Annotated in this window: 26 protein-coding genes; 10 read left to right on the top strand and 16 right to left on the bottom strand. The window is 62.8% G+C overall.

Going from position 1 to position 26,041, the window contains the following annotated elements; translation table 11 throughout:
• Positions 1 to 11: 11 nt before the first annotated feature.
• The 4 genes from A7X77_RS05305 to groES form a co-directional block, all read right to left on the bottom strand.
• A complete protein-coding gene (locus tag A7X77_RS05305) occupies positions 12 to 1,106 on the bottom strand; it encodes a glycosyltransferase family 4 protein (RefSeq protein ID WP_064681961.1) in 1,095 nt (364 codons plus the stop codon).
• Between the two features lie 87 nt (positions 1,107 to 1,193).
• Positions 1,194 to 1,616 (bottom strand): hypothetical protein, encoded by a 423-nt coding sequence (locus A7X77_RS05300; protein ID WP_064681960.1) that lies wholly within the window; start codon positions 1,614 to 1,616, stop codon positions 1,194 to 1,196.
• Between the two features lie 92 nt (positions 1,617 to 1,708).
• A complete protein-coding gene (gene groL, locus A7X77_RS05295) occupies positions 1,709 to 3,337 on the bottom strand; it encodes a chaperonin GroEL (protein ID WP_064681959.1) in 1,629 nt (542 codons plus the stop codon).
• 51 nt (positions 3,338 to 3,388) lie between these two features.
• Positions 3,389 to 3,703, bottom strand: a complete 315-nt coding sequence (gene groES, locus A7X77_RS05290; protein ID WP_064681958.1) for a co-chaperone GroES — start codon at positions 3,701 to 3,703, stop codon at positions 3,389 to 3,391.
• A 280-nt stretch (positions 3,704 to 3,983) separates the two neighbouring features.
• On the opposite strand from groES, the gene A7X77_RS05285 reads away from it, so the two are divergent.
• A complete protein-coding gene (locus A7X77_RS05285; RefSeq protein WP_064681957.1) occupies positions 3,984 to 4,256 on the top strand; it encodes an usg protein in 273 nt (90 codons plus the stop codon).
• A gap of 67 nt (positions 4,257 to 4,323) precedes the next feature.
• Here A7X77_RS05285 and A7X77_RS05280 read toward each other — a convergent pair whose 3' ends face one another.
• From A7X77_RS05280 to A7X77_RS05260, 4 genes are all read right to left on the bottom strand, one after another.
• The gene (locus A7X77_RS05280; protein WP_064681956.1) at positions 4,324 to 5,025 is read right to left on the bottom strand and encodes a pentapeptide repeat-containing protein; all 702 of its coding nucleotides are present in this window, start codon (positions 5,023 to 5,025) and stop codon (positions 4,324 to 4,326) included.
• Positions 5,026 to 5,259: 234 nt separating this feature from the next.
• Positions 5,260 to 5,775: a GNAT family N-acetyltransferase gene (locus A7X77_RS05270; RefSeq protein ID WP_064681954.1), complete on the bottom strand. Its 516-nt coding sequence runs from the start codon at positions 5,773 to 5,775 to the stop codon at positions 5,260 to 5,262.
• Between the two features lie 108 nt (positions 5,776 to 5,883).
• Entirely contained in the window at positions 5,884 to 6,552 is a 669-nt protein-coding gene (gene trhA / locus A7X77_RS05265) for a PAQR family membrane homeostasis protein TrhA (protein ID WP_064681953.1), read from the bottom strand.
• A 156-nt stretch (positions 6,553 to 6,708) separates the two neighbouring features.
• Entirely contained in the window at positions 6,709 to 7,128 is a 420-nt protein-coding gene (locus A7X77_RS05260; RefSeq protein WP_064681952.1) for a universal stress protein, read from the bottom strand.
• Positions 7,129 to 7,323: 195 nt separating this feature from the next.
• Between A7X77_RS05260 and A7X77_RS05255 the strand changes: the two genes are divergently transcribed.
• Entirely contained in the window at positions 7,324 to 8,277 is a 954-nt protein-coding gene (locus A7X77_RS05255) for a VOC family protein (protein ID WP_197486789.1), read from the top strand.
• 7 nt (positions 8,278 to 8,284) lie between these two features.
• On the opposite strand, the gene A7X77_RS05250 is transcribed toward A7X77_RS05255, so the two are convergent.
• The gene (locus tag A7X77_RS05250; RefSeq protein ID WP_064681950.1) at positions 8,285 to 8,668 is read right to left on the bottom strand and encodes a hypothetical protein; all 384 of its coding nucleotides are present in this window, start codon (positions 8,666 to 8,668) and stop codon (positions 8,285 to 8,287) included.
• Between the two features lie 218 nt (positions 8,669 to 8,886).
• Here A7X77_RS05250 and A7X77_RS05245 point away from each other — a divergent pair, with 218 nt between their 5' ends.
• Together A7X77_RS05245 and A7X77_RS05240 are read left to right on the top strand one after the other, a co-directional pair.
• Positions 8,887 to 10,053, top strand: coding sequence for an AI-2E family transporter (locus A7X77_RS05245; protein WP_064681949.1), 1,167 nt, complete (start codon positions 8,887 to 8,889; stop codon positions 10,051 to 10,053).
• 18 nt (positions 10,054 to 10,071) lie between these two features.
• Positions 10,072 to 11,364, top strand: a complete 1,293-nt coding sequence (locus A7X77_RS05240) for an NAD(P)/FAD-dependent oxidoreductase (protein WP_064681948.1) — start codon at positions 10,072 to 10,074, stop codon at positions 11,362 to 11,364.
• Positions 11,365 to 11,419: 55 nt separating this feature from the next.
• On the opposite strand, the gene A7X77_RS05235 is transcribed toward A7X77_RS05240, so the two are convergent.
• Together A7X77_RS05235 and A7X77_RS05230 are read right to left on the bottom strand one after the other, a co-directional pair.
• On the bottom strand, positions 11,420 to 12,208 hold the full coding sequence (locus A7X77_RS05235; protein WP_064681947.1) for a polysaccharide deacetylase family protein: 789 nt from the start codon (positions 12,206 to 12,208) through the stop codon (positions 11,420 to 11,422).
• A 90-nt stretch (positions 12,209 to 12,298) separates the two neighbouring features.
• The gene (locus A7X77_RS05230) at positions 12,299 to 12,688 is read right to left on the bottom strand and encodes a DUF930 domain-containing protein (protein WP_064681946.1); all 390 of its coding nucleotides are present in this window, start codon (positions 12,686 to 12,688) and stop codon (positions 12,299 to 12,301) included.
• A 256-nt stretch (positions 12,689 to 12,944) separates the two neighbouring features.
• On the opposite strand from A7X77_RS05230, the gene A7X77_RS05225 reads away from it, so the two are divergent.
• Complete coding sequence (locus A7X77_RS05225; protein ID WP_064681945.1) at positions 12,945 to 15,053, top strand: S9 family peptidase; 2,109 nt, start codon at positions 12,945 to 12,947, stop codon at positions 15,051 to 15,053.
• Between the two features lie 53 nt (positions 15,054 to 15,106).
• Positions 15,107 to 15,625: a DUF1697 domain-containing protein gene (locus tag A7X77_RS05220; RefSeq protein ID WP_064681944.1), complete on the top strand. Its 519-nt coding sequence runs from the start codon at positions 15,107 to 15,109 to the stop codon at positions 15,623 to 15,625.
• A gap of 6 nt (positions 15,626 to 15,631) precedes the next feature.
• Here the strand turns inward: A7X77_RS05220 and A7X77_RS05215 are convergent, their stop codons facing one another.
• A complete protein-coding gene (locus tag A7X77_RS05215) occupies positions 15,632 to 16,261 on the bottom strand; it encodes a TetR/AcrR family transcriptional regulator (RefSeq protein ID WP_064681943.1) in 630 nt (209 codons plus the stop codon).
• Between the two features lie 215 nt (positions 16,262 to 16,476).
• Here A7X77_RS05215 and A7X77_RS05210 point away from each other — a divergent pair, with 215 nt between their 5' ends.
• Both A7X77_RS05210 and A7X77_RS05205 read left to right on the top strand, forming a co-directional pair.
• The gene (locus A7X77_RS05210; protein ID WP_064681942.1) at positions 16,477 to 17,424 is read left to right on the top strand and encodes a homocysteine S-methyltransferase family protein; all 948 of its coding nucleotides are present in this window, start codon (positions 16,477 to 16,479) and stop codon (positions 17,422 to 17,424) included.
• 22 nt (positions 17,425 to 17,446) lie between these two features.
• Positions 17,447 to 17,671, top strand: a complete 225-nt coding sequence (locus A7X77_RS05205) for a hypothetical protein (RefSeq protein WP_064681941.1) — start codon at positions 17,447 to 17,449, stop codon at positions 17,669 to 17,671.
• Between the two features lie 17 nt (positions 17,672 to 17,688).
• Here A7X77_RS05205 and A7X77_RS05200 read toward each other — a convergent pair whose 3' ends face one another.
• Positions 17,689 to 19,140: a DHA2 family efflux MFS transporter permease subunit gene (locus A7X77_RS05200; protein ID WP_064681940.1), complete on the bottom strand. Its 1,452-nt coding sequence runs from the start codon at positions 19,138 to 19,140 to the stop codon at positions 17,689 to 17,691.
• Between the two features lie 237 nt (positions 19,141 to 19,377).
• Here A7X77_RS05200 and A7X77_RS05195 point away from each other — a divergent pair, with 237 nt between their 5' ends.
• On the top strand, positions 19,378 to 20,880 hold the full coding sequence (locus A7X77_RS05195; protein ID WP_064682316.1) for a protein adenylyltransferase SelO: 1,503 nt from the start codon (positions 19,378 to 19,380) through the stop codon (positions 20,878 to 20,880).
• Between the two features lie 140 nt (positions 20,881 to 21,020).
• On the top strand, positions 21,021 to 23,360 hold the full coding sequence (locus tag A7X77_RS05190; protein ID WP_064681939.1) for a glucose/quinate/shikimate family membrane-bound PQQ-dependent dehydrogenase: 2,340 nt from the start codon (positions 21,021 to 21,023) through the stop codon (positions 23,358 to 23,360).
• Positions 23,361 to 23,584: 224 nt separating this feature from the next.
• Here A7X77_RS05190 and bla read toward each other — a convergent pair whose 3' ends face one another.
• The 3 genes from bla to dmeR form a co-directional block, all read right to left on the bottom strand.
• A complete protein-coding gene (bla, locus tag A7X77_RS05185; RefSeq protein WP_064681938.1) occupies positions 23,585 to 24,475 on the bottom strand; it encodes a class A beta-lactamase in 891 nt (296 codons plus the stop codon).
• A gap of 89 nt (positions 24,476 to 24,564) precedes the next feature.
• Complete coding sequence (gene dmeF, locus A7X77_RS05180) at positions 24,565 to 25,563, bottom strand: CDF family Co(II)/Ni(II) efflux transporter DmeF (RefSeq protein WP_064681937.1); 999 nt, start codon at positions 25,561 to 25,563, stop codon at positions 24,565 to 24,567.
• Between the two features lie 23 nt (positions 25,564 to 25,586).
• Complete coding sequence (gene dmeR / locus A7X77_RS05175) at positions 25,587 to 25,859, bottom strand: Ni(II)/Co(II)-sensing transcriptional repressor DmeR (RefSeq protein ID WP_064681936.1); 273 nt, start codon at positions 25,857 to 25,859, stop codon at positions 25,587 to 25,589.
• Between the last annotated feature and the right edge of the window lie 182 nt (positions 25,860 to 26,041).

Raw genomic sequence — 26,041 nt, 5'->3', positions numbered from 1 at the left:
CCTCCCTAACGTCAGGCGACAGCCAGCAGGTCGGGCGCCTCGCCGTTCGACCGGCTGATCGGCGCGGCTTTGATACGAACGCCCGGCAGGTTACGATAGATGTCGAGATAATCAGACGCCATTCGTTTCGCGGTGAAGCGCCTTTCAAACGCGGCCCGCACCCTGCGCCGGTCGAAGCGGAGCGCCCATTCGACGTTCTCGGCCGCTTCGGCGACACTGTCGACCAGGATGCCGGAGATGCCATTGTCAATGACCTCGGGGACCGAGCCACAGCCGAAAGCGATGACCGGCGTGCCGCAGGCCATGGCCTCAATCATCACCAGCCCAAAAGGTTCGGGCCAGTCGATCGGGAACAGCAGAGCGCCTGCATTACCGAGGAAGTCAGCCTTCTGATGTTCATTAATCTCGCCGATGTATTCCACATGCGGATGGCACTTCACCATTGGCTCGATCACGGTTTCCCAATAGGCCCTGTCGGCATTATCGATCTTGGCGGCGATCTTCAGCGGCATTCCCACCTTTGCCGCGATCTGGATCGCGCGGTCGGGGCGCTTTTCCGGAGAAATCCGCCCGAGGAAGGCAAGGTAATTGCCCTTCGGATTCTCCGTGAAAGGAAGTAAACCGGCCGGCAAACCATGATAAACCGTGCCGCGCCAGTTGACTGGTGGCATCGGGCGGCGCTGATCGTTGGAGATCGACACCAGCGGAACGTCCGGGAAGGCCGTGTAAAGCGGCTTGAGATCAGGCAGGTCTAATCGCCCGTGCAGTGTGGTAACCGTGCGATCGGCGAAATCGCGGATCAGCGGGAAATGCAAGAGATCGATGTGGAAATGCAGCACGTCGAACTCATGCGCGCGCTGACGGATCTCCTCCAGCATCACGACCTGATGCGGCAGATGGTCCTTGACCGTCGGATTCAACCGAAGTGCGACGTTCGCACACGGCAGCAGTCTCGCGCGGGTGACGGAATCGCCGCTGGCAAACAGCGTGACCTCGTGCCCCTGGGCGGCGAGTTCTTCAGTCAGATAAGAGACGATCCGCTCCGTCCCGCCGTAGAGCTTGGGCGGGACGCTCTCGGCGAGCGGTGCAATCTGAGCGATCTTCATCGGCAAAACCTCCTCAGTTGAGCAAAGAGTCGTCGGCAAAAATCATGCCGGCGCCCTCAACAGGCACGCGGCAGGTCAGATGGAGGGTCAGCTCTCAAATGGCTGTCGACGCCGTCCTCCTCTCGAATAGGTGCAAAGGCCGAATCCCGGCAGCCGGGGTGCCGGCAATCTTCGGCGACGGATCCTCCGGGCACTGGAAGAAGCGGACGAACCCTCCTCCTCAGATTGCTGATCACCCTTGTCCAACCCCTTTAGCGCTTCAAGAATCTCGTCGTAGGAAACGGCTCTTTCCGCCCCGGGATAAAGGCGAAGCGCAGGTACGGATTCGATCGCGAAGATATCGGATGCCCAGGAGGCGAGAATGGCCCGCTTTTCGTCATTGCTGATGTCGGGGGCGGTCAGCACGTCACGCGGGTGGCTGAAATGTTTCGCCGGATGGAGCAGATGCGCCGCGCTGATCGCCGCGGTGGCCTTCTGCTTAATGGAATTGCTGATGTTTTCCTTTCTCATAGCTTGGCTCCATTGATGTCGACCGATGGAACTTCGTTCATTCGATAGTGCGTAGAGGCCCGCCCCGAAGGTGGGACGGGCCGAGCGGTCGCTTAGAAGTCCATGCCGGCGCCGGCGGGCACGGCCTGGGCGGCTTCCTTCTTGGGCTTTTCGGCGATCATGGCTTCCGTCGTCACCAGCAGGCCGGCAACGGAGGCGGCATCCTGCAGTGCCGTACGCACCACCTTGGCCGGATCGATGACGCCCTGGGCGTAGAGATCGCCATATTCACCAGTCTGGGCGTTCCAGCCATAGGAGAATTCGCTCTTCTCCCGTAGCTTCCCGACGATGATCGAACCTTCGGCGCCGGCGTTTTCGGCGATCTGGCGAACCGGTGCCTCGATGGCCCGGCGGACGATGTCAATGCCGACGCGCTGGTCATCATTGGCGGTCTTGATAGTGTCGAGCGCCTTGACCGCGCGCAGCAGCGCCACGCCGCCGCCGGGCAGAATGCCTTCTTCGACCGCTGCTCGGGTTGCATGCAGCGCATCGTCGACGCGGTCCTTCTTTTCCTTCACTTCGACCTCCGTCGAGCCGCCGACGCGGATGACGGCAACGCCGCCTGCGAGCTTGGCAAGACGTTCCTGCAGCTTCTCGCGATCGTAGTCGGAGGTGGTCTCTTCGATCTGGGCGCGGATCTGAGCGGCGCGACCGTCAAGTTCCGCCTTCGAACCCGCACCGTCGATGATGGTGGTGTTTTCCTTCTCGATCGCCACCTTCTTGGCCCGGCCGAGCATGTTGAGCGTCACATTCTCGAGCTTGATGCCGAGATCTTCGGAGATGACGGTGCCGCCGGTCAGGATGGCGATGTCTTCGAGCATGGCCTTGCGGCGGTCGCCGAAGCCGGGCGCCTTGACGGCAGCGATCTTCAGGCCGCCGCGCAGCTTGTTGACGACGAGCGTCGCAAGGGCTTCGCCTTCGACGTCTTCGGCGATGATGAGGAGCGGCTTGCCAGACTGGACGACGGCTTCGAGAACCGGGAGCATCGACTGCAGGTTCGAAAGCTTCTTCTCATGAATGAGAATATATGGATCCTCGAGCTCGACCCGCATCTTGTCCTGATTGGTGACGAAATAGGGGCTGAGATAGCCGCGGTCGAACTGCATGCCTTCGACGACTTCCAGTTCAGTTTCAGCGGTCTTGGCTTCTTCAACCGTGATAACGCCTTCGTTGCCGACCTTTTCCATCGCTTCGGCGAGGTAGCGGCCGATCTCGGCATCGCCGTTGGCTGAAATGGTACCGACCTGAGCAATCTCGGAATTGTTGGAGATCTTGCGGGCGTTGGCCTTCAATTCCCCGACGACGGCGTCGACGGCGAGATCGATGCCACGTTTCAGATCCATCGGGTTCATACCCGAGGCAACAGCTTTGGCGCCTTCCTTGACGATCGCCTGAGCAAGAACGGTCGCCGTCGTGGTGCCGTCGCCGGCGAGATCATTGGTCTTTGATGCCACTTCGCGCAGCATCTGGGCGCCCATGTTTTCGAACTTGTCTTCAAGTTCGATTTCCTTGGCGACGGAAACGCCGTCCTTGGTGATACGCGGCGCGCCGAAGGACTTGTCGATCACGACGTTGCGGCCCTTCGGGCCAAGGGTCACTTTCACGGCGTTGGCCAGGATGTCGACGCCACGCAGCATGCGTTCACGGGCATCGCTATGAAATTTGACTTCTTTCGCAGCCATTCTGTCACTCCTTCAATAGGCAGCTTTTTTGACTAATGCGCGGAAATCGCCTCAGGCGGCGATCTTTTCGGCGGCCCGGGCCTCGATGATGCCCATGACATCGCTTTCCTTCATGATCAGCAGGTCTTCGCCATTGATCTTGATTTCGGTGCCGGACCACTTGCCGAACAGGATGCGGTCGCCGACCTTGACGTCGAGCGCCTGAATCTGGCCTGCATCATTGCGCGCGCCGGGGCCGACGGCGATGACCTCGCCTTCCTGCGGCTTTTCCTTGGCGGTGTCGGGGATGATGATGCCGCCCTTGGTCTTTTCCTCGGAATCGACGCGGCGGACGAGAATGCGATCATGAAGCGGTCGGAACGACATGTTTTCCTCCAATGGACAAACAATAATGATGTAGTTCCCCTGGCCGGACCGGATGACCAGTCCGGGCGGGTGCAAAACCTCGATCGAGCGTTCTGCGCGCAATGATCTGGTTTTGCGCTTTTTCCATTTCAAGAGGGCGCCATAAAAAAATTAGCACTCACTCGAAGTGGCTGCTAACATGCTGTAAAGGAACAATAAACAGGGTGGACGCGTTCAGATATCCGTTGATGGTCGCAAAATTTTGCGCCACCTTTCGAGCGTCATGAAACGGAGATGAAGCATGCAATTTTCATCAGATCTGGAGCGTCAGCTGAACGGCTATGGACTGACCACCGCGCATATCCTCTATCGCATTCCTGATTTTGAATCCGTGCTGCAAACCTATGTCTGGCAGGATTACGACCTCGCCCCGGACTTTCCGGAGATGCACAAGTTTCTCGATTTCTGGCAGTCCACGCTCGACGGGCCGCTACACTACGTTCGCTACACCCATCAGCGACTGATCGGACCTAACGAATGGCGCCGCGTCATGGGCGAGTTCAAGCTCCATTAGCTCGTTGCGGTATTGATCGCACCCCGCTCATCATCCGGCCGCGCGTGAACCCTCAAAGCCCGACACATCACTCGTGCTCGGCAGGGCATGGCCATGTCGCAGGCGTCGAGAGGCCGGGCGGCAGCTTGGTCGAGGCATCACCGCAGGCGAGCTCGATCTGCGCCTGTTCGAGCCCGGCGGCACCCGAGAGGTCCAAACCTTCGATGCGCGTCAGGAACATGAAGGCGCGCTCGAACATTGCCGGACCTTCGAAAGTGGCGTTGGAGAGGTCGGCGCGGGAGAGATTGGCGAAAGAGAATTTCGCCCCCGTCAGCACAGCTCTGTCGAAATCGGCGCGGCCGAGTTCGGCCTTTTCGAAACTCGCACCGGAGAGCCGGGCGCCGCCGAAATTGGCGCGCTGCAGCTCGGCGCCGGCAAAGGAAGCGCCTTCGGCGGCAATATTGGCGAAGCTGGCGCGATAGGCCTCGACCTTGGCGAAGTTGGCGCCCTCGGCATGTGAACCCTCGAGCGAGGCGCGCACCAAAGTTGCCTTCTCCAGATTGGCGGATTTGAAATTCCCGCCGCTGAGATCGGTCAGCGAGAAATCGGTGCTGAAGAGATTGGCGCCTTCGAGATCACTGCCCTGCAGCATCAGGTTCTTCTTCGAGCATTCCTGCCAGTCGAGCTTCGGTGAGGCCGTGCTGCCGCAATCGGCGGCACGCGTGGAGATCGGGGCGGAGGCGAGAAGAAGCAAGGCAAGGAGGCCGAGCGGCGATCTATGCATTACCATTGAACTGTTGATCTCCATGACGCTTTACGCCGCCTCTCGCGAAGCAGGCGGCCTCTCGTTTCTACACAGCTCAGAATACAATAAAAAGATGGCGAGCGCGCTGGCAATGATTTGCCGGTTCACTGCGTCCGAAGCGCTCATCCGTGCCCAGGCAGGCCGGTAATCCGCCTTGCCAGGCAGGCGGTCATCCGCCTTGCCCAGGCAGGTGGTCATCCGCCTTGCCCAGGCAGGCGGTCATCCGCCTCGAGCGGGCAGACGAAGCTCCATGCAGGTGAGATCCAGCCAGCGGCCGAATTTGGTGCCGACCTCGGAAAATCTGCCGGCGATACGGAAGCCGAGTTTCTCGTGCAGCCGGATCGAGGCGGCGTTCTCAGCCTCGATGCCAGCGATCATCACGTGGATTTCGGCGGCAGCGGCACGCGCTATCAGCGCCCGCATCAACGCCTCGCCGATACCGGCGCCGCGCCAATCTTTGTCGACATAGACGGAATGTTCGACCGTATGGCGGTAGCCCTCGAAGGCGCGCCAGTCGCCATAGGAGGCGTAGCCTGCGACCTTGCCCGACATCTCGGCGACGATGACGGGAAAGCCGCGCGCCTTGCGCGCGTTCAACCATTCCCGCCGGTTTTCGAGATCGACGAGAGTCTCGTTCCAGATCGCCGTCGTGTGCTCGACGGCATGATTGTAGATCTCGCGGATGGCCGGAAGATCGGCTTCGGTGGCGTCGCGAAGGAGGACGGCGTCTGTCATGGTTGGTCCGGGTTCGATTGGCTGTCAGGGGGCATACGCCGCGGTGCAAAAGATGTAAACGGCAGATGGCGGAGACGCCGTTTGCGGATGGCTGCGCTGAGGCAGCCCTCAGAAACCCTGCACCGGCAGGCTGAAACAGGTGAAGACGGCCGAATAGTGCACGGCGGCGGCGGTGACGACGAAACCGTGCCAGATGGCGTTCTGGAAGCGCAGTTTCTCCCAGACATGAAAGATGACGCCGAGCGAGTAGAGGACGCCGCCGATGACGATCAGCAGCATCGAGGCGGAGGGGATGCGCGCAGAGACAGGCCCGGCGACCAGCACGCCGCTCCAGCCCATGGCGAGGTAAAGCAGGATGGCGAGACGGTCGTAGCGGCCGGGAAAGACGCATTTCAGGACGATGCCGACTGCGGCGAACAGCCAGATCGCCACCAGCATGTACAAGAGCAGCGGATCGTCGGCGCCGCGTTGGAGGAAGGGCGTATAGGTGGCGGCGATCAGGATGAAGATCGCCGAATGATCGAAGCGGCGCAGGAACCATTTCGTGCGAGAAACCGGCCAGAGATTGTAGGAAAAAGAAATGGCAAGCGTCAGCACCAGTCCGACACCATAGATCCAGGCCGCGGCGAGTGCGCCGTAGGAGCTCCAGACCGTGGCGTAGAAGATCAGCACGGTGGCGCCGATCAGCGCCAGCACGAGGCCGACGCCATGGACGATGCCATCGGCGATCAGCTCATATCTGTCGTAAGCCCAGCGAATGCCGTTGAACTCAGCCATGCGCGCCAATCCGTTTCGTGCCCGACGGTGATGGTCGCATTGAACGGATGGCGGCGCAACAGCGGCACATCGCGGGCGCGGTAAATCTTCGTGACAGGTCACGCGGCGCCTGCCGCGCTTTAAGCGTGGCGAGCGGAGAAAAGGGAAAACGCGCGCTCAGATCTTGTGCCGTTCGACCAGCACGGAGCACTTGGCATGGCGCACGACGCGGTCGGCCGTGGCGCCGATGAAGTAGTTGGAAAAATCCGGCACATGCGAGGCGAGGATGATGAGGTCGGCGCGATGGCTCTCGGCAGCCGCAATGATGGCCTTGGCCGGCGGGCCGTTGCGGATTTCGACCGTTGCCGCGACTCCGGTTGCGGTGACCAGCGCCTGCAGCCTGTCGCGGCCGTCCTTCATGGCGTCCTCCAGCATATTGGCCGGCAGTTCGATCGCGACATAGGTCGGCACATCCTCGACGACGTTGAGCACGATAATCTCGCCGCCCTCGTCGAGCAGCGATGCGGCCTTGCGGAGGATATCTTCTCCCCTGCCAAGACCGCCGAGCGCAATCGCCACGATGATCTTCCTGTACATGGCTTCCCTCCATGACTGAGATGCTAAGCTTCCTCTTTAGAAGATATGGACGCATTGATCGCGATCAAGTCGGCGGGACACGCAAGCGATTGTCAACGCTTGCTCAACGCTTCATCCTCAAAAACGAGGCTTCTGTGAACAATGGCGATGGGCCATATAGGGATCAAGTACGGCAGCCGAGAGGATATCAGGCGCATGAACCGGCGACACTTTCTCGGGCTTGCCACGGGCGGCATGGTTGCCGCCACCGCCGGTGCGCCGTCGATCCCAGAGGCAGGAGAATTATCCATGACGACCGAAACATCCTATGCGCTGACGCGGCCTGCCTATATCGACCAATCGCATCTCGTCGTTAAGGACCTCGGCCTCGTTTCCGGCTTCTATCAGTCGATGCTCGGTCTGAAAGTCATCGACAAGACGGCAAGCGGCGAGGTTCTCGGGGTCGGCGCTCTGCCGCTGCTGACGCTGACGACCGCTGGGAATGCCGCCATCGCGCCGCGAAACGCCGCCGGGCTGTTCCACACCGCCTTCCTGATGCCCGACCGCACCGAACTGGCGCGGTGGCTGCGCCACGCGGCGCATAACAATGTCGTGCTCGACGGCGCCTCCGACCATCTCGTCAGCGAGGCGATCTATCTTTCCGACCCGGAAGGCAACGGCATCGAAATCTATGCCGACCGGCCGCACGAAGGATGGAAGTTCCATCAGGACGGCATGGTGGAGATGGCGACTCTGCGCCTCGACCTGCAGGCGCTTTACGACAGCGCGCCCGAGGATCGCTGGGGCGGCATGGCTGAGGGCACGGCGATCGGCCATCTGCATCTGCAGGTCGGCGATATCCCGCAGGCCGACGCCTTCTACCGCGACGTGCTCGGCCTCAAGCTGATGGCCCGTTATCCCGGCGCAAGCTTCTTTGCCACCGGCGGCTATCATCACCATCTCGCCGCCAATATCTGGAACAGCCGCGGTGCGGCTCCGCGCGCCGACAATATGACCGGGCTTTCGGATTACAAGATCCGTTTCAACGACAAGGCGACGCTCGATGCGGCGGTCTCGAAGCTCGACGCGCTGGAGATCGACAGCGAGAAACGCGATGGCGGCGTCTTCCTCAGGGATCCCTGGGGCATCGGCCTGACGCTGTCGGCCTGAACTCCATCTATTGAACCTTTTCGGTTCCGGATGGCGTGGTCACCCCGGTCGGTCCGCTACCGCTTCCGCTCGGCGTCGGATCGCGGTCCGTCGCTTCGGGCGGCCGTGAAGGGCCGGAGACCGGGTCATCGTTGAAGGTGCCGGGGCCGGACGGCTGCGCATTGATCGGATCCGGCTTCGTCGATGCTGTCGCCGTCGGATCGTTATTGGTGGGATCGGGCCAGATCGCCACGCTTACGCCGGCTATGATGAGGACCGCCGCACCCGCCACGAGGGCGGTCCAACCCCACCACCGCCTACGATCGGCGGCTTTGAGCTTCGTCTCGTCCGCATAAGGGGGATTGGTCGAAAAGCTCTCGGTGACCTTCGTCTGATCGCGATCTGCAGTCATGAGCTATCTCCTTCAGAGATCGAACGTCGGCGACCGGGAGGTTGTTCCGGCGGCCGCATCAAATCCACGCGGTCGTCGATGAGGGCGGAGGTCTCCTGCTGATCGCCCCTGCGGCAAGCCGAGGGGACATCTTTTGACGTCGCATGACCCCAAGCGGAACCGGAACCGCATCAGCGCGTTTTCGTGGCGAAGCAATGGGGCTTCGGGGACCTCACCGCATGGGCATCGCCAACGGCATCCGGAAACAAGCAAGGAAGATCGCCATCGGCGAACGTCATACCAGCGCCTGGGCGCAGTCATTGCGGGAGACGGCGGAGGAATTGCCTCCCCCGCCGGTGCATCGGCTTGAAAAGGACGGGCTTGATATCAGCATGGCCTGGGCGATCATCGGCATCTTTGCCATACTCGGCCTTGCCGCCGTCTACATGATGTCGCTGATCCTCATTCCTATCACCCTTGCCGTCGTCGTCGGCATGATCCTCGGCCTCGCCGCGGAAAATCTCGGCAAAATGGGCGTGCCGCGGCTCGCCAACGCTTTCCTTCTGTCGAGCGCCGTCGCCCTGGTGATCGCTCTGCTGGCCAATTCGCTTGTCGGTCCGCTGACGATGCTTGCCAACGAAGCGCCGGCTTTCGTCGAGCGGACGATCAGCCGCATCATGCCCTATCTCGAGCGCATCGAATGGCTGCATATCACGCCGGCGACATTCGAAAGCGGGCCGATGTCGATCGGCGCGCTGCTCGAAAACACCGGCAACGTCCTGCATTTGGTGACCACAAGCCTGACGCCGGCGCTGGTGCAGGGGCTGATCTTCTTCGCCGCACTGCTCCTCTTCCTCGCCAGCCGGGTCAATCTGCGCAAGACAATCATCATGACCTTCCGCACCCGCACGCAGCGGCTGGCGGCGATCCGCGTCATCAATGCCGTCGAGCAGGTGCTCGGCTTCTATTTCGCCACCGCCTCGCTGATCTATGTCGGGCTCGGCGTCGTCATGACGGTCATCGCCTATGCGAGCGGATTGTCGGCACCGGTGCTGTGGGGCTTCTTCGCCTTCCTGTCGAGCTTCATTCCCTATCTCGGCATCACGCTGATGACGCTTTCCGTCGCCATCGCCGGCATCATCACCTATGACGCCTTCATCGTCGGCCTGATGCCGGCCGCCGCCTTTTTCACCGTGCACCTCGTCATGGAGAACCTGATTTTCCCGGCAGTGATGGGACGGCGGCTGGAAATCAACCCCTTTATCGTCTTCTTGGCCATCCTGTTCTGGACCTGGATGTGGGGCGCGGTCGGGGCGATGCTGGCGCTGCCGCTGTCGCTGATCGTGATGACTATTATCGAGGAATTGCTGATCGAAGAAAGACCGCAGCCGCAATTGCCGAAGTGATCAAGCGAGGAGACATCTGTGGCATCCGATCTCGATCTCGACGAAGCCGATCATGAGCAGATGGTCAGCGGCCGTTCGCTCTGGGGACGAACCGGCATACGGCCAGCATGGCAAGCGATCGCTGAGAGCTTTTCCACCGATGTCGCGGTGATCGGCGGCGGCATCACCGGCGCGCTGGTCGCAGAGCACCTTGCGGCGCGCGGCTTCTCCGTTGTCATCGTCGACCGGGAGGAGCCGGGTTTCGGCAGTACTGCCGCCAGCACCGCGATGCTGCAATGGGAGATCGACAGTACGCTCAGCGAGCTGGAGACCTGGTACGGCTTCGAGCGCGCCGCCGGCATCTATCGCCGCAGCGCCGCTTCCGTCGCAGGCCTTGCCAAGCTGGTCGCCGCAAACGCGATCGCCTGCGGCTTCCGGCCGCGCAACACGCTCTATCTCGCCGCCAACCAGGAAAGCGCCCGCGACCTGCTGAAAGAGCGCCAGCTGCGGCGCCGGGCCGGCCTGCCCGGCGTCTATCTCGAACATCCCGATCTCTTCACCCAGTTCGAGCTCGATCGGGATGGGGCGATCTATTCGCCGGGCTCGGCGGAGGCCGATCCACTGCTCTTGACCTGGGCACTGATTGCGATGGCTATGCGGCACGGCGCGCAGCTGGTCCGGGCTTCGGTAACCGCGCTACACAGCGAAGGCGACCACGTGACGGTCGAAACCGACGGCACCCATGTCATCGAAGCGCGGCATGTGGTGCTGGCAACCGGCTATTCGATGCCCGGCCTCGATATGCCGAAGCTGCACCGGACAAGCTCGAGCTGGGCATTCGCCACCGTCCCGCAGCACGCCGCCACGTTCTGGCGCGACAGGGCGTTGATTTGGGAGGACAGCCATCCCTATCTCTACATGCGCACGACCGCCGACAACCGCATCGTCGCCGGTGGCGAGGATGACGGGACGACGGATGCAGCGGCGCGGGATCGCCGGCTGCCGTCCAAGATTCGCGCAATCCAGGAGAAGATGAAGCGGCTATGGCCGAGAGCCGATGCCCGCATCGCCCATGTCTGGGGCGGAACCTTCGGCGAAACGGCCGACGGCCTGCCGCTGATCGGGCCGGTGCCCGGCATGCCGCATGTGGTTGCCGCCTATGGTTACGGCGGCAACGGCATTACCTTTTCCTACCTCGCCGCCCAAATGATCGGCGCTATGATTGCCGGCATGCATCGCGACTGGTTCGAGGATTTCGCGCTCGACCGGGATGGGCCGGGGATGCGGCGGTTTGGGGAAGATGGGCTGCGGGTTGGGAGTGGGTTGAGATAGGGGCTTCATATCGGCTGCTGTGCCCCGCAGCCACGGCACACCCTCAACCACAGAACTACTCCGTCGTCTGATCGTCGCCCATATCTTTCACATCCTGCAGCCGAACAAACTCCGTGCCCTCGGCTTTCAAATCGACCAGCGCCTTCGCCACCCCTTCTCCCGCCGCATGGGTCGGCTGGTTGATGTGGGAGATGACGACATCGCCGTCCTTGGCCGAGGCGATGCGTTTTTCGGTGATTGCGGCGCCGAGCAGCGACCCGCCGTCGCCGTTCACGGAATAGCCTGCGATGCGATAGCCCATGGCGCGGACTTCGCCGATGGCGGAAAGGTCATATTTGGCGGTCGAGCCGCGGAACCAGTGCGGTGCGGGAATGCCGGATGCGAGCATGGCGGCAGCGCCGCCTTCGACTTCCTGTCGGACGGCCTGCGGCGAACCGGCGGAGGCTATGCCATAGACCAGCGTCGGCGTGTCGACGGCCGGAATGTGGTTCTCGCCATGATTTTCGAGTTCGAACAGCTCGGGATTCTGCAGGAAAACGGCAAGGGCGGCGGGGTTGCGCTTCAGCCAGCGGGCGGTGACGAAGATCGTCGCCGGAATGCGCTCGCGCACCAGGGTCGACAGGATGCGCTCGTCCGCCTGGCCCATGCAGGCATCGAACGTCAGGGCAATGCGGGCATGGCCTGGTATGTTGGAACGGGCAATAAAGAGGCGCGGCTCGACGAGCTTTGCCGCGGGCGCCTTTATGACCGGGGCAACGGCGACCGGCAGCGGCGGCGTTTCGGCCGCGCATACCGCGGAGATGCAGGCCAGAAGGAACGCCGAAGCGATGAGGATGCGGTTCATTGACGGACTTCTACGATTCGATCGAGCAAGTTTAGAGGCCGTTTTCGCCCACCGCCATGTGGCCGGTCAGCGCAGCTGCCGGAACAGCGGTCAATCGTAGAGATAATATTTGTCCCACTTCTCGCGCGGCACCTTCTCGCCGATCTGGTAATCGAGCTGGCGCACGTTGAGATGCTGCGGGCCGGTGATGCAAGTGAAGGAAAGATGATACCAGTCGCCCTTGCTGCGGAAGACTGCGCCCGGAGCCTGCAGCGAATTGTCGCCGGCGATCGGATCCTTGAACGTATAGGCGATCACCTTATCGGGCTTGAAACCGGTGCTGTCCTTCGTGATGCGGCTCATCGCCTCCGTATCGCAGCTCTGTTCCAGGCGGGTCGCAGGATCGAGTTTTTCCAGCTGCTTCTTGATCGCGGGATCGACGGCAAAAGCGGGGGCGGCCAGGCCGGCCAGGGATACAAGCAGGAGCAGACGTTTCGGCATTGCGGAGAAAATTCCTTGCTGTTGTACAGTCTCATCCGGGCCAGCGGCGGCTTGCCGGAGGGCTGGGCACGTGCAAATTTCGCTCTGGGATAGCGGACTTTCTTAAACATTGTGGTGACATCAAGGCAGGCCGGGCAGAGCACTCCCCTCGCCTGTGAATGGTCGCCCGCTCCGCTTGACGCAGCCTTGACGCTTGATCCGGCGGCGGCGCGCCTCTATCTCTTGCCAACCCGACATTCCCACCGGAGCCAATTCCTTGTCCGTTTTCAAGAGCCTGCCGACACCGCCTGCCGCACCGAAGAAGCCCGTCTCCGATACGCGCCACGGCATTACCCGCACGGATGACTATGCCTGGCTGCGGGCCGACAACTGGCAGGCGATGTTCAAGGATCCCTCGATCCTGGACCCCGAGATCCGCCGGCATCTGGAAGCCGAAAACGCATATATGAATGCGGCGATGGAAGACACCAAGCCGCTGCAGAAGCAGCTGTTTTCCGAAATGCGCGGCCGCATCAAGGAAGACGACAGCTCGGTGCCGGTGAAGGACGGCGCCTATGCCTACGGCACGTCCTACGTGACCGGCGGCGAACAGCCGCGTTATTTTCGCATTCCTCGCGATGGCCGTGTCGCCGACGAGACGATCCGCACGGTGCTGCTCGACGGCGACAAGGAAGCATCAGGCAAGGCCTATTTCCGCCTCGCCGGTCTCGATCATTCGACCGACCACGGCCGCGGCATCTGGGGCTATGACGACAAGGGCTCGGAGTTCTTCACGCTGAAGGTGCGCGACCTCTCGACCGGCCAGGATCTCGACGACGTGATCGAGAATACTGGCGGCGGCGGCGTCTGGGCGCCCGACGGCAAGAGCTTCTTCTATTCGGCGCTCGACGAGAACCACCGGCCCTCGAAGGTGTTCCACCATATTGTCGGCCGGCCGCAATCGGAAGACCGCCTGGTCTACGAGGAAGCGGATGCCGGCTTCTTCATGGGCGTCGGCGGCTCGCTGCTTGATGACTTCATCTATATCGATATCCACGACCACGAGACCAGCGAATACCGCCTGCTGTCGACCAAGGATCTGACGGCCGAGCCGAAGCTGGTGGCGGCGCGCGAGGAAGGCATCGAATATTCGCTGACCGAGGGCGGCGACGTCTTCTACATCCTGACGAATGACGGCGGCGCCAAGGATTTCAAGATCATGGAAGCGCCGGTTGATAGACCGGGCAAGGAAAACTGGCGCGAGGTCGTGCCGCATAAGCCGGGCACGCTGATCATCAGCCACATGGCCTATGCCCGCCATCTGCTGTGGCTGGAGCGCAAGGACGGGTTGCCGCAGATCATGATCCGCGACCGGAAGACCGGCGAGGAACATGCGATCGCCTTTGCCGAGGAAGCATATTCGCTGGGGCTTTCGGGGGCGGCGGAATACGACACGGATGTCATCCGCTTCTCCTATTCCTCGATGACGACGCCGTCGCAGCTCTATGATTACAACATGGTGACGCGCGAGCGCACCCTGCTCAAAACGCAGGAAGTGCCGTCGGGCCACAATCCCGACGACTACGTCACCCGCCGCGTCTTCGCGCCCGCCTGGGACGGCGAGACGGTGCCGGTCACCCTGCTCTATCGCAAGGACACGCCGCTCGACGGCACGGCGCCCTGCCTGCTCTACGGCTACGGCGCCTATGGCATCACCATTCCGGCCGGCTTCAACACCAATTGCCTGTCGCTCGCCGACCGCGGCTTCGTCTATGCTATCGCCCATATCCGCGGCGGCAAGGACAAGGGCTTTGCCTGGTACGAAGACGGCAAGATGGATAAGAAGACCAACAGCTTCAAAGATTTCATCGCTGCGGCCGACTATCTGAATCAACAGAAGTTCACCTCTTATGCGAAGATCATCGCCGAGGGCGGCTCGGCCGGCGGCATGCTGATGGGGGCCGTCGCCAACATGGCGCCGGAAAAATTCGCCGGCATCATCGCCGCCGTTCCCTTCGTCGACGTGCTCAACACCATGCTCGACGACACCCTGCCGCTGACGCCGCCGGAATGGCCGGAATGGGGCAACCCGATCGACAGCCGCGAAGAATACGACCAGATCGCCGCCTATTCGCCCTATGACAATGTCGGCGCCAAAGCCTACCCGCCGATCCTGGCACTCGGCGGCCTGACCGACCCGCGCGTCACCTATTGGGAGCCGGCCAAATGGGTGGCGAAGCTGCGTGAGGAGACGACCGGCGCGGCGCCGATCCTGCTCAAGACCAACATGGACGCCGGCCACGGCGGCGCCTCGGGACGCTTCCAGCGGCTGGAGGAGATTGCATTTGAGTATGCGTTTGCGATTAAGGTGGCGGGGAAGATGTGAAGGGTTGATAGAGGGGGGCTGGCACGGCACAACAGGTCTAGGGAGACACCGAAATGCCCATCTACATCGCCCTCCTCCGCGCCGTAAACGTCGGCGGCACCGGCGCCTTGCCGATGGCCGAGCTAAAGGCGATCTGCGAAGAGCTCGGCTTCAAGGATGTGAAGACCTATATCCAGAGCGGCAATGTGCTCTTCCGCTCGGATGAATCCGAAACGGCGGCTGAGGAAAAGCTTGACGCGGCGCTCGGCAAGAAGATGGGCAAGCGGCCGGGCGTGATGGTGCGCAGCCGCAAGGAGCTCGACAAAATCGCCACCAACGCCCCCTTCCCCGGTGCCAAGCCGAACTTTCTGCTGGTCTACTTCCTGCCCGAAAACGCTCCTGCCGATGCGCTGGAGAAGATGGTGGCGCCCGACGGCGAGGAGGCAAAACTCGCGACCCGCGAAATTTATGTGCATTACCCCAATGGTTCCGGCCGCTCGAAACTGAAGCTGCCGGCGCTGAAGCCGGGGACATCGCGCAATCTCAACACCGTGCGCAAGCTCGCCGATATGGCCGCGGCGATGGATCGCTGACGGCAGCTACGCCCTCGGCATTTCCGCCACCGGCAGGAAGAGCATTTTCACGAAGGTGCGGAGCATCAGCACCTGTTCGGCCAGCGTGTTCGGCTCTTTCAGCGTCTTCGACAGGACGATGCCCCCTTCCAGGACGGAGGACACCATGTCGGCGAGCTGGTCGACATTGACTGGCTCGCGCGGCGGATAGACTTCCATGATATCGCGGAGCATGCGGCCGAAACGGCGCCGCCAGGCAAGCACCGCATTGCGGTTGGTCTCCTGTATCTCCCGGTCGAACAGCCGCTCGTAATAGCACACGGTCGCCACAAGGCAGCCGGGATGGCCGTTCGGCAGATCGGAGAGCAGTTCGGACAGCAGCTTGAGGCCAAGCAGGAAGGATTGCAGCGGATCGTCGGTCAGATCGCGCGCACGGCTGAAGATCTCGTCGTAGATGCGCTCGTCATTTTGGATATAGCGGTTGAGCAGCGCCTTGGCGAGCTCGTTCTTGTCCCTGAAATGATAGAAGAAGCCGCTCTTGGTGATGCCCGTCTCGGCGATCAGCTCCTCGATGGAAGTGCCGCCGAAACCCTTCTGCAGGACAGCCGCTTCGGCCACATCGAGGATGCGGGTCCTGGTTTCCTCGCCCTTTCGCATGTCCCCTCCTGTACCCGCAGTACAGTTTTCTGCGCCGCGCGTTCAGATCTGCCTCCGCCCCCGGAAGCGTCCGTCAAGCCAAGCGATTGATATTGATCGGCAAAAGCCAAAACCGCCGGCAGTATACCGCAAGTCGCCTAGTTTGGCAGCCGATTAAGCGCGAGAACTTCGTCCGACGACAGCTGTTCGGCTGCCGCGAGGAAAAGGCTTCAACAATGGCAAAGTACAGAAACAGTCTGCCGCAGCTTAAAGGCGGCACCTTCATTACCGATGGCGGCATGGAAACGACGATGATCTTCCAGGAAGGCATCGAGCTTCCGCATTTCGCCGCTTTCATATTGCTGGCTTCCGAAGACGGGCGCCAGCGGATGCGGAATTACTATCGCCGTTATCTCGATATCGCGCGGCGGCACGGCACCGGCTTCGTGCTCGACACCGCGACATGGCGCGCCAATCCGGACTGGGGGCAGAAGCTCGGCTATACCGCTGAAGCCCTGAAGGCGGCCAACAAGGAAGCCGTCGACCTGCTCGTCGGCTTACGCAGCGCCTATGAGCGGCCGGAGCAGCCGATCGTCATCAGCGGCGCGATCGGCCCGCGCGGCGATGGCTACAAGGCGGGCAGCATGGATGCGGCCGAAGCGGAAGACTACCACGCTTTCCAGATCGGTGCTTTCGCCGGCACGGAGGCGGATATGGTGAGCGCCTTCACGTTGACGAACATCGACGAGGCGATCGGCGTGGCGCGTGCTGCAAAGTCGTTCGCCATGCCCTGCGCCATCTCCTTCACGCTGGAGACGGACGGCAGGCTGGTGACGGGCCGCAGTATTCAGGACGCCATCGAGACAACCGACATGGCCACCGGCGGAACGCCGGTCTACTACATGATCAATTGCGCGCATCCGACGCATTTCGAAGGCGCTCTCGATCATGGCAGCGCATGGGTAAAACGCATTTCCGGCATTCGCGCCAATGCTTCGACCATGAGCCACGAGCAGCTTGATAACAGCGAGACACTCGATGCCGGCGATCCCGAAGATCTCGGGCGGCGATACCGCAAGCTTCTCGATCGCATGCCCGGGCTGCGCGTTCTGGGGGGCTGCTGCGGCACCGATCATCGCCATGTCGCGGCCATCTGCGAAGCGTGCCTGCCGCAGGCGGCATGAGCCAGAGAGGGAGGGCAGGACAATGACGATGGTGGAGGCGGCGTCGCGCCGGCGAGGCTGGCGTGATCTGTGGCTTGCGATCACGGGGCCGCGGGGGCGCGCCGAGCCCGAGGCGATTGTGGAGGTAGCGTTGCGGGATATCGATCTTGCAGCCTTTGGCGGACCGATCGCTTACGGGCTCGAGGCGGACCGGCGGGAGGGCAAGCGCTTGCGGCGAAAGCCGATGCGGGAGCCGGTCGGCTTCTGACGAAAGGAAAGGCGGCGTCAGCCTTCGGCGGCGCCTTTCGCCTGTTTGGCCTTGTAGCCGCTGATCTCCTCACCGGCGGTCGGTGAGAAGCGCAGGTTCCAGAAGGTCGCGGTGATCGAGATGAGCGTGACGACGATGAAGGCGGTGGAGAAATCGCCGAGCGACGGCGTTTCGGCATTGTTGAAGGCCATGGAGCCGTGGAGCGCCAAGGCCCCGATGCAGATGCCGAGCGACAGCATCAGCTGCTGGAAAGTGGTGTAGAAGCTCGTGGCCGAGCTCATCCGCTCCTTGTCGATCTGGTCATAGGCGATGGTGTTATAGGCGGTGAACTGGAACGACAGGAAGAAGGCGCTGAGTATCAACACGATGAAGATAAGCGGCATCGGCCAATCCGGCCGGAAGGCGGCGCAGAGGCCGTAGCCGACCGCGCCGAAGATGCCGTTGAGGACGAGGCTGCGGCGGAAACCGAGCCGGCTGAAGACGAACTTCGCCATCGGCTTCATGGCGAGCGCACCAAGTGCGGTGGCAATGACGATCTGGCCGGCGGCGGCGGCCGACAAGCCGAAGCCGATCTGGAAGAGCAGTGGCAGCAGGAAGGGCTGGGCGCCCTGGGTGATGCGCGTCAGCGAACCGGCTATGACCGACGTGCCGAAGCTCGGCACCTTCATCAGCGAGAAATCCATGATCGGCGACGGATGCCTGCGGGCATGCCTGAGATAGGCGATGCCGAAGATGAGGCCGACGGCGATCAGGAAGAGCGAGAAGGCGCCCTCGCCTTCGTGGCTCGACATTTCGAAGCCGAAAAGCAGCGAACCGAGCGAGAGGCCGGAGAGCACAAAGCCGATCGTATCGAACGGGCCACTCGCCTTGCCCTTGACCTCGTCGATATAGATCGAGACGAAGATCATGCCGATGATGCCGATCGGCACGTTGATGTAGAAGATCCAGCGCCAGTCGAGATAGGTGACGAAGAAGCCGCCGAGCGGCGGGCCGACGATCGGGCCGATCAGCGCCGGCACCAGCAGCCAGGACATGGCGCTGACCATATCCTTGCGGGCGACGCTGCGCATCAGCACCAGGCGGCCGACCGGCATCATCATCGCGCCGCCCATGCCCTGCAGCAGTCGCGCCAAAACCAGGAAGGGCAGCGTCGGCGCGAGCGCACAGAGGATGGAGCCGATCACGAAGACGGCAATGGCCGCGCGGAAGACGGTGCGGGAGCCGAAACTGTCGGCCATGCGGCCGCTCGCCGGAATGAAGATCGCCAAGCTGAGGAGATAGGAGGTGAGCGCGATCGACATGGCCGGGGCGCTGACGGCGAAGTCGCGCGCCATGGTCGGCAGCGCCGTCGCCAGCACGGTCGCATCGATGTTTTCCATCAGCATCGCACTCGCGACGATCATCGCGATCACCCGGAAATTGGGCGCGGCGCGCCGAGCCATTGGCGCCTGGTAAATCTGATCCGACATCGTCCGGGATCACTCGCGGTGGCGCGGCGGAGCACAAGAGGCAGCAAGGCCGCGGGGGATGACATGGCGTAATGCCAAGGGGAGACGATCTGCTATACGCCCGCGATCATGGCGGCGCTATGTCCTTTATGGCAAAGCAGCTTTGACGAAAGAGAAAAGCAGATCACGATTGCTTGCATCGGCCTCATGCTTCGTGAAGAGCTTGCGCCACGGGCCACCCGGCCCTACCTATCGATTATGACCTCCGCCCTCGAGAAAAACCGGCCCGGTGCGGCCTTCGCCTTCGACAACAGCTATGCCGGCCTGCCGCAGCGCTTCTTTGCGGCGCAGATGCCGACGGCGGTGGCGGAGCCCTGGCTGATCAAGCTCAACGAGCCGCTGGCCGCCGAGCTCCGGCTCGACGTCGAGGCGCTGCGGCGCGACGGCGCGGCGATCTTTTCCGGCAATCTCGTTCCGGAAGGCGCACAACCGCTGGCGATGGCCTATGCCGGCCATCAGTTCGGCGGCTTCTCGCCGCAGCTCGGCGACGGCCGGGCGATCCTGCTCGGCGAGGTGATCGATCGCAGCGGAAGGCGCTTCGATATCCAGCTGAAGGGCGCCGGGCCGACGCCTTTCTCGCGGCGCGGCGACGGGCGGGCAGCCCTCGGGCCGGTGCTGCGCGAATATATCATCAGCGAGGCGATGTTTGCGCTCGGCATTCCGGCGACACGAGCGCTGGCGGCGGTGACGACGGGCGAGCCGGTCTACCGGGAAGAGGTGCTGCCGGGTGCGGTCTTCACCCGCGTCGCGGCCAGCCACATCAGGGTCGGCACCTTCCAGTTTTTTGCCGCGCGCGGCGACACAGACGGCGTGCGGGCGCTCGCCGATTATGTCATCGACCGGCATTATCCCGCGCTGAAAGAAGCAGACAATCCCTATCTCGCGCTGTTCGAGGCAGTCTCCGAGCGCCAGGCGGCGCTGATCGCCCGCTGGCTGCATGTCGGCTTCATCCATGGCGTGATGAACACGGACAATATGACGATCTCCGGCGAGACGATCGATTTCGGCCCCTGCGCCTTCATGGATACCTATGATCCGGCGACCGTCTTCTCGTCGATCGACCAGCACGGCCGTTATGCCTATGCCAACCAGCCGGCCATCGGCCAATGGAACCTCGCGCGGCTCGGCGAAACGCTGCTGCCGCTGATCGACGCCGAGCCCGACGGCGCAGTCGATAAGGCGAATGTGGTGATCCGGGCTTATGGCGAGCGGTTCCAGGCGCATTGGCTGGCCGGTATGCGGAAAAAGATCGGCCTTGCCGGCGAAGAGGAAGGTGATCTCGATCTGGTGCAGGCGCTGCTGTCGCTGATGCAGGCGCAGGGCGCCGATTTCACCCTGACCTTCCGCCGACTGTCGGATCTGGCCGGCGACGAAACCGCAGAGACCGCCTTTGCCGCAAGTTTCCGCGAGGCGGAGGCCGGCCGTACCTGGCTCACGCGATGGCGCGAGCGACTGTCGCGCGATCCGCAGACGGCCAGCGAGCGCGTCACCGCCATGCGCAACGTCAATCCGGCCTTCATTCCGCGCAATCACCGCGTCGAACAGGCGATCGAGGCGGCGGTCGAAAACGGCGATTTCTCGCTGTTCGAGGCGCTGCTGACGGTGCTCGCCAGGCCCTATGACGACCAGCCGGAGTTCGCCGCCTATGGCGAGCCGCCGAAGCCGCATGAGCGGGTGCTTGCGACCTTCTGCGGGACGTGAGCGGCTCCAGTACAACCGTACCGTGACATCCGCCTGCGGCAAATGCAGCCGTTGAAAGGCATGTCCTTTGCGCTATCTGGCTGATCGGCGGGGCTTTTCCGCCCTTCTTCACCCGGCGAACCTCAGCGGGAGACAGCCTTATGGCGATCGTCATCACCTGCATCCTTTTCATCATCATCGGACTGGCGCTCGGCGGCGGCGGGCTCTGGCTCGTCACGCTCGGCGGCAGCGTCTTCTATCTGTTCGCCGGGCTGATGTTCCTGATCACCGCCGGGCTTCTTCTGATGCGCAAGGCGGTGGCGCTCTGGGTCTATGCGGTGCTCGTCATCGCCGCACTCGCCTGGGCGGTCTGGGAGGTGGGCTTCGACTGGTGGCAGCTCGGACCGCGCGGCGGCATGATCATCCTGCTCGGGCTCTGGCTGCTGACGCCGTGGATCCGCCGGCCGCTCGGCTTTCGCAGCCCGACCGGCATCACCTATGGCGCCAATCCCTGGCCGCTTGCCGTGCCGGTCGTTCTCGCCATCCTCGTCGCCCTCTATTCGATGACCACTGATCCGCATGATCTTGCCGGAGATCTGCCTAGGGATGAGGTCGCCGCCAGCCCCGTTTTCGGCGGCAGCGTGCCGGATGGAGAATGGCATCAGTACGGCCGCACGCCCTTCGGCCAGCGTTATTCGCCGCTCGACCAGATCAGCGTCGAGAACGTCTCCACCCTCAAGGAGGCGTGGCGATATCAGACCGGCGACGTCAAGCGGCCGGAGGACATCAGCGAGACCACCTATCAGGTGACGCCGCTCAAGGTGAAGGACACGCTCTATCTCTGCACGCCGCATAACTGGGCGATCGCGCTCGACGCCAAGACCGGCAAGGAGAAATGGAAATATGACTCCAATTCCGGCATGAACCCCAACCGGCAGCATCAGACCTGCCGCGGCGTCACCTATTATGCCGACCCCGATGTCGCCGCCGGCCAGCCCTGCGCCGAGCGCGTCTACCTGCCGACCTCCGATGCCCGGCTGATCGCGCTCGACGCTGCGGACGGCAAGGTGTGCACGAGCTTTGCCGATCAGGGCGTGCTGCATCTGGAAACCGGCATGCGCTTCAACCCGGCCGGCTATTATTATTCCACCTCACCGCCGGCCGCGGTGGCCGGCAAGATCATTATCGGCGGGGCGGTGAACGACAATTACTCGACCGAGGCGCAGTCGGGCGTCATTCGCGCCTTCGACATCAAGACCGGCGCGCTGGTGTGGAACTGGGATTCCGGCAATCCCGGTGTGACGACGCCGATCGCCGACGGCCAGACCTACACGACCAATTCGCCGAACAGCTGGTCGGTCTTCAGCGTCGACGAGGCGCTCGGCATGGTCTACATCCCGCTCGGCAACCAGGTGCCCGATCAGCTCGGCATCAACCGCAGCGACAATGTCGAGAAATTCTCCTCCTCGATCGTCGCGCTCGACATCGCCACCGGTCAGATGCGCTGGGTGCGACAGACGGTGCATCACGATCTCTGGGATATGGACGTGCCGGCCCAGCCGGCGCTGATCGACCTGACGAAAGAGGACGGCACGGTGGTTCCCGCCCTCGTCGGCCCGACCAAGCAGGGCGATCTCTACGTGCTCGACAGGCGCAGCGGCGAGCCGATCATCCCGGTTAAGGAGATCCCGGCCCCCGGCGGCGCGGTTTCGGGCGATCATACCTCGCCGACCCAGCCGATCTCCGACCTCACCTTTTCGCCCGAGCCGCTCAAGGAAAAGGACATGTGGGGCGTGTCGCTGTTCGACCAACTCGTCTGCCGCATCGATTTCCACCGCTACCGCTACGAGGGCCGCTATACGCCGCCGTCGCTCGAAGGCACGATCGTCTATCCCGGCAATTTCGGCACCTTCAACTGGGGCAGCGTCGCGGTGGATCCGGAACGGCAGATCATGTTCGGCATGCCGACCTACCTCGCCTTCACCTCGCGCCTGGTGCCGGCCGCCGAGATTCCACCACGCGGCCAGGACGAAAAGGGCAGCGAACAGGGGCTCAACCGCAATGACGGCGCGCCCTACGGCGTCTTCATGGGGCCCTTCCTCGGACCGCTGCAGATCCCCTGCCAGGCGCCGCCATGGGGGTATGTCGCCGGCGTCGACCTGCGCACCGGCAAGATCGCCTATATGCACAAGAACGGCACCGTGCACGACATGACTCCGCTGCCCCTGCCCTTCAAGGTCGGCGTGCCCGGTATCGGCGGGCCGATGCTGACCAAGGGGGGCGTTGCCTTCTTAGGCGCCGCCGTCGACAACTACCTCAGGGCCTATGACGTGACAAATGGCCGAGAGCTCTGGCGGGCGCGGCTTCCCGCCGGCGGCCAAGCGACGCCGATGACCTATACGACCGATGACAACAAGCAATATGTCGTCATGGTCGCCGGCGGCCACGGCTCGGTCGGGACAAAACCGGGCGATTATGTGATTGCTTATACGCTGCCGTGATGGACGAGTTGCCGTTCCTTGGAAGAAAGACCCTCCCCAACCCCTCCCCACAAGGGGAGGGGCTACCGTGCCGCGCCCGTCCCATTTCATTTCTGACGACACCGCATGTGGCAGCGCATCTGTGGTGGAGGGAGCATGCCGCAGGTTAGCCCCTCCCCCTTGTGGGGAGGCGTTGGGGCGGGATTTTCACCCGCACAACGGACAGCCGTCGCATCTTTCCTGGTTCAAACCATCTCGACAATCATCCGCCCAACCTCGGCAAAGACCGGATTGAGGTCCTTCACCGGCACGGTCGCTTCGGCGATATAGACGGCGGCGACGATGGGGCCGCGGTCGGGGGGCCAGATGACGGCGATGTCGCCGAGGGAGCCGTTCGGGCCGGTGCCGGTCTTATCGCCGACCTTCCAATCGGCCGGCAGGCCGGCCCTCAGCCGCTCCTTGCCGGTCGTGCTGGCGACCAGCCAGGCGATCAGCCTGTTGCAGGAGACTTCCGTCAGCACTGAGCCGAGCGTCAGATTGCCGAGCGTGTCGAGCATCGCAGCCGGTGTCGTCGTGTCGCGCGGATCGCCCTTCCGGCCCTCGTTCAGCGTCGGCTCGGTGCGGTCGAGACGCGTCGTGCCGTCGCCGATCGAGCGCAGCCAGTCGGTCAGGCCCGCAGGCCCGCCGAAGCTTTCGAGCAGCAGGTTGCCGGCGGTATTATCACTGACCGTCACCGCCGCATCGCAGAGTTCGGCGATCGTCATGCCATCGGCGCCTGCGTGTTTTTCGCTGATCGGCGAATAGTCGACAAGCTTGTCCTTGCCGTAGGTCACCCGCCGGTCGAGGCTCTCGTCGCCCTTGTCGACGCGGGCCAGCACGAAGCCGGCGGCCAGCGCCTTGAAGGTGCTGCACATCGGAAAGGCCTCGCTGCCGCGATAGCCGAAGGAAATGCTGGTCTGGGTGTCGAGCACCGAGACGCCGAGGCGCCCGCCGGTGCGTTTTTCCAGCTCGGCGAGGCGGCGCTCGACATTGTCGTCGCCTTCCTCGCTCTTCTCCTCGGCGCTGACGGGAAGCGTGAGGGCAGGCAGGCACAAAGCCGAGCCTATCAGCATGCGGCGGGTAAGACTGAGATCCATGAAAATCCTCCGGCGGTGAGGAGGACAGAGCTAAGGCGCGATTGCGGCGGCATCTCGTCATTGCGGCGACGAAGTCTTCCGCACCGAAATCATGCGGCGCGGCGCGTCACCTCGACCGTCACGTGCGACAATTCCGAGAGCGCCGAAAGCCTGGCCTTATAGAAGGCCGGATCGCGCGGCTCGGAGGTGAGGACGGCGACGATGGCGGCGTGATGGCCGGGGCCGACCTGCCAGACATGCAGATCGGTGATCCGGTCTTCCTCCGTTTCGATCGCCTCGCGAATGTCAACCGGCAGCGTCTCGCCGTGCGGGACGACGTCGAGAAGGACGCCGCCCGAGGATTTCATCAGGCTCCAGGACCAGTTGGCGATGACCAGACCGCCGACAATGCCCATGATCGGATCGAGCCAGAGCCAGCCATAGAGGCTGCCGAGCGTCAGCGCCGCGATGGCAAGCACGGAGGTCAGCGCGTCGGCGACGACATGCAGATAGGCGGCGCGGATATTGTTGTCGCCGTGCTTTGCATGATTATCGTGGGCGTGGTGATCATGGGTGTGATCGCCATGATCATGATGGCCATGGTGATGGTGGTGATGATGATGGCCGTGTGCATGGTGGCCGCCGCCGGCAAGCAGCCAGGCGCTGGCGAGGTTGACGGCAAGACCGACCACCGCCACCGCGATCGCCTGGGCAAAGCCGATCGGCACCGGATTTGCAAGGCGCAGCCAGCTTTCCCAGGCCATCAGCATAGCGATCAGCGCAAGAATGACGGCGCTGGCAAAACCGGCGAGATCGCCGAGCTTGCCGGTGCCGAAGGTGAAGCGCGGATTGCGCGCCTGCCGGCGGGCGAAGAGATAGGCGAGCGCCGAGATCAGAAGCGCGCTGGCATGGGTCGACATATGCCAGCCATCGGCAACCAGGGCCATGGAGCCATAGGCGGTGCCGGCCGTTATCTCAGCCACCATCATCACCGCCGTCAGCGCGATCACCAGCCAGACGCGCCGCTCGTTCACCGCATGATCGGCGCCGAGGAAAACATGATCATGTTCGAGGCTGTTCATTTGGGTTTTCCCAATCCCGGCAGTCATTCCAGGCTCCTTTCTACAAGCGCTCAGCGGAGATACGTTCTCAGCACTTCCGATATTTCCTCGACCGCCTCGGCTCTTGCCGAGTCATCGGCGGCATTCAGCACATGCTCGCGCAGGTGATCATCCAGCACCTCGCCGGTCAGTCCGGTCAGGGCGCCGCGGATCGAGGCGAGCAGCTGCAGGATTTCGCCGCAGGGGCGTTCGGCCTCGAGCGCCCGCTCGACCGCTTCCATCTGTCCCTTCAGACGGCTGATACGGGCGACGAGCTTCTTTTTTTGCAGGGTGGTATGGGACATGACGGACTCGCAATTAATATAGGGGGGTACACTATCAGCATATGCCGGCCGATATCAATGCCCATGCCGAACGCGAGCGTCATGCTGCAACGCGTTGACAAATGCCGCGTTTGCAGCGATGGATGATCCATGATCAAAAACGCGCACCAGAGCCGTTCGTATTTTTGGCTGTACCTGTAAGG

The sequence above is a fragment of the Rhizobium bangladeshense genome (assembly GCF_001662075.1).
Lineage (GTDB): Bacteria > Pseudomonadota > Alphaproteobacteria > Rhizobiales > Rhizobiaceae > Rhizobium > Rhizobium bangladeshense_B.
Note: the sequence above shows the minus strand (reverse complement) of the source record. Positions and strands in the feature narration are given on the sequence as shown.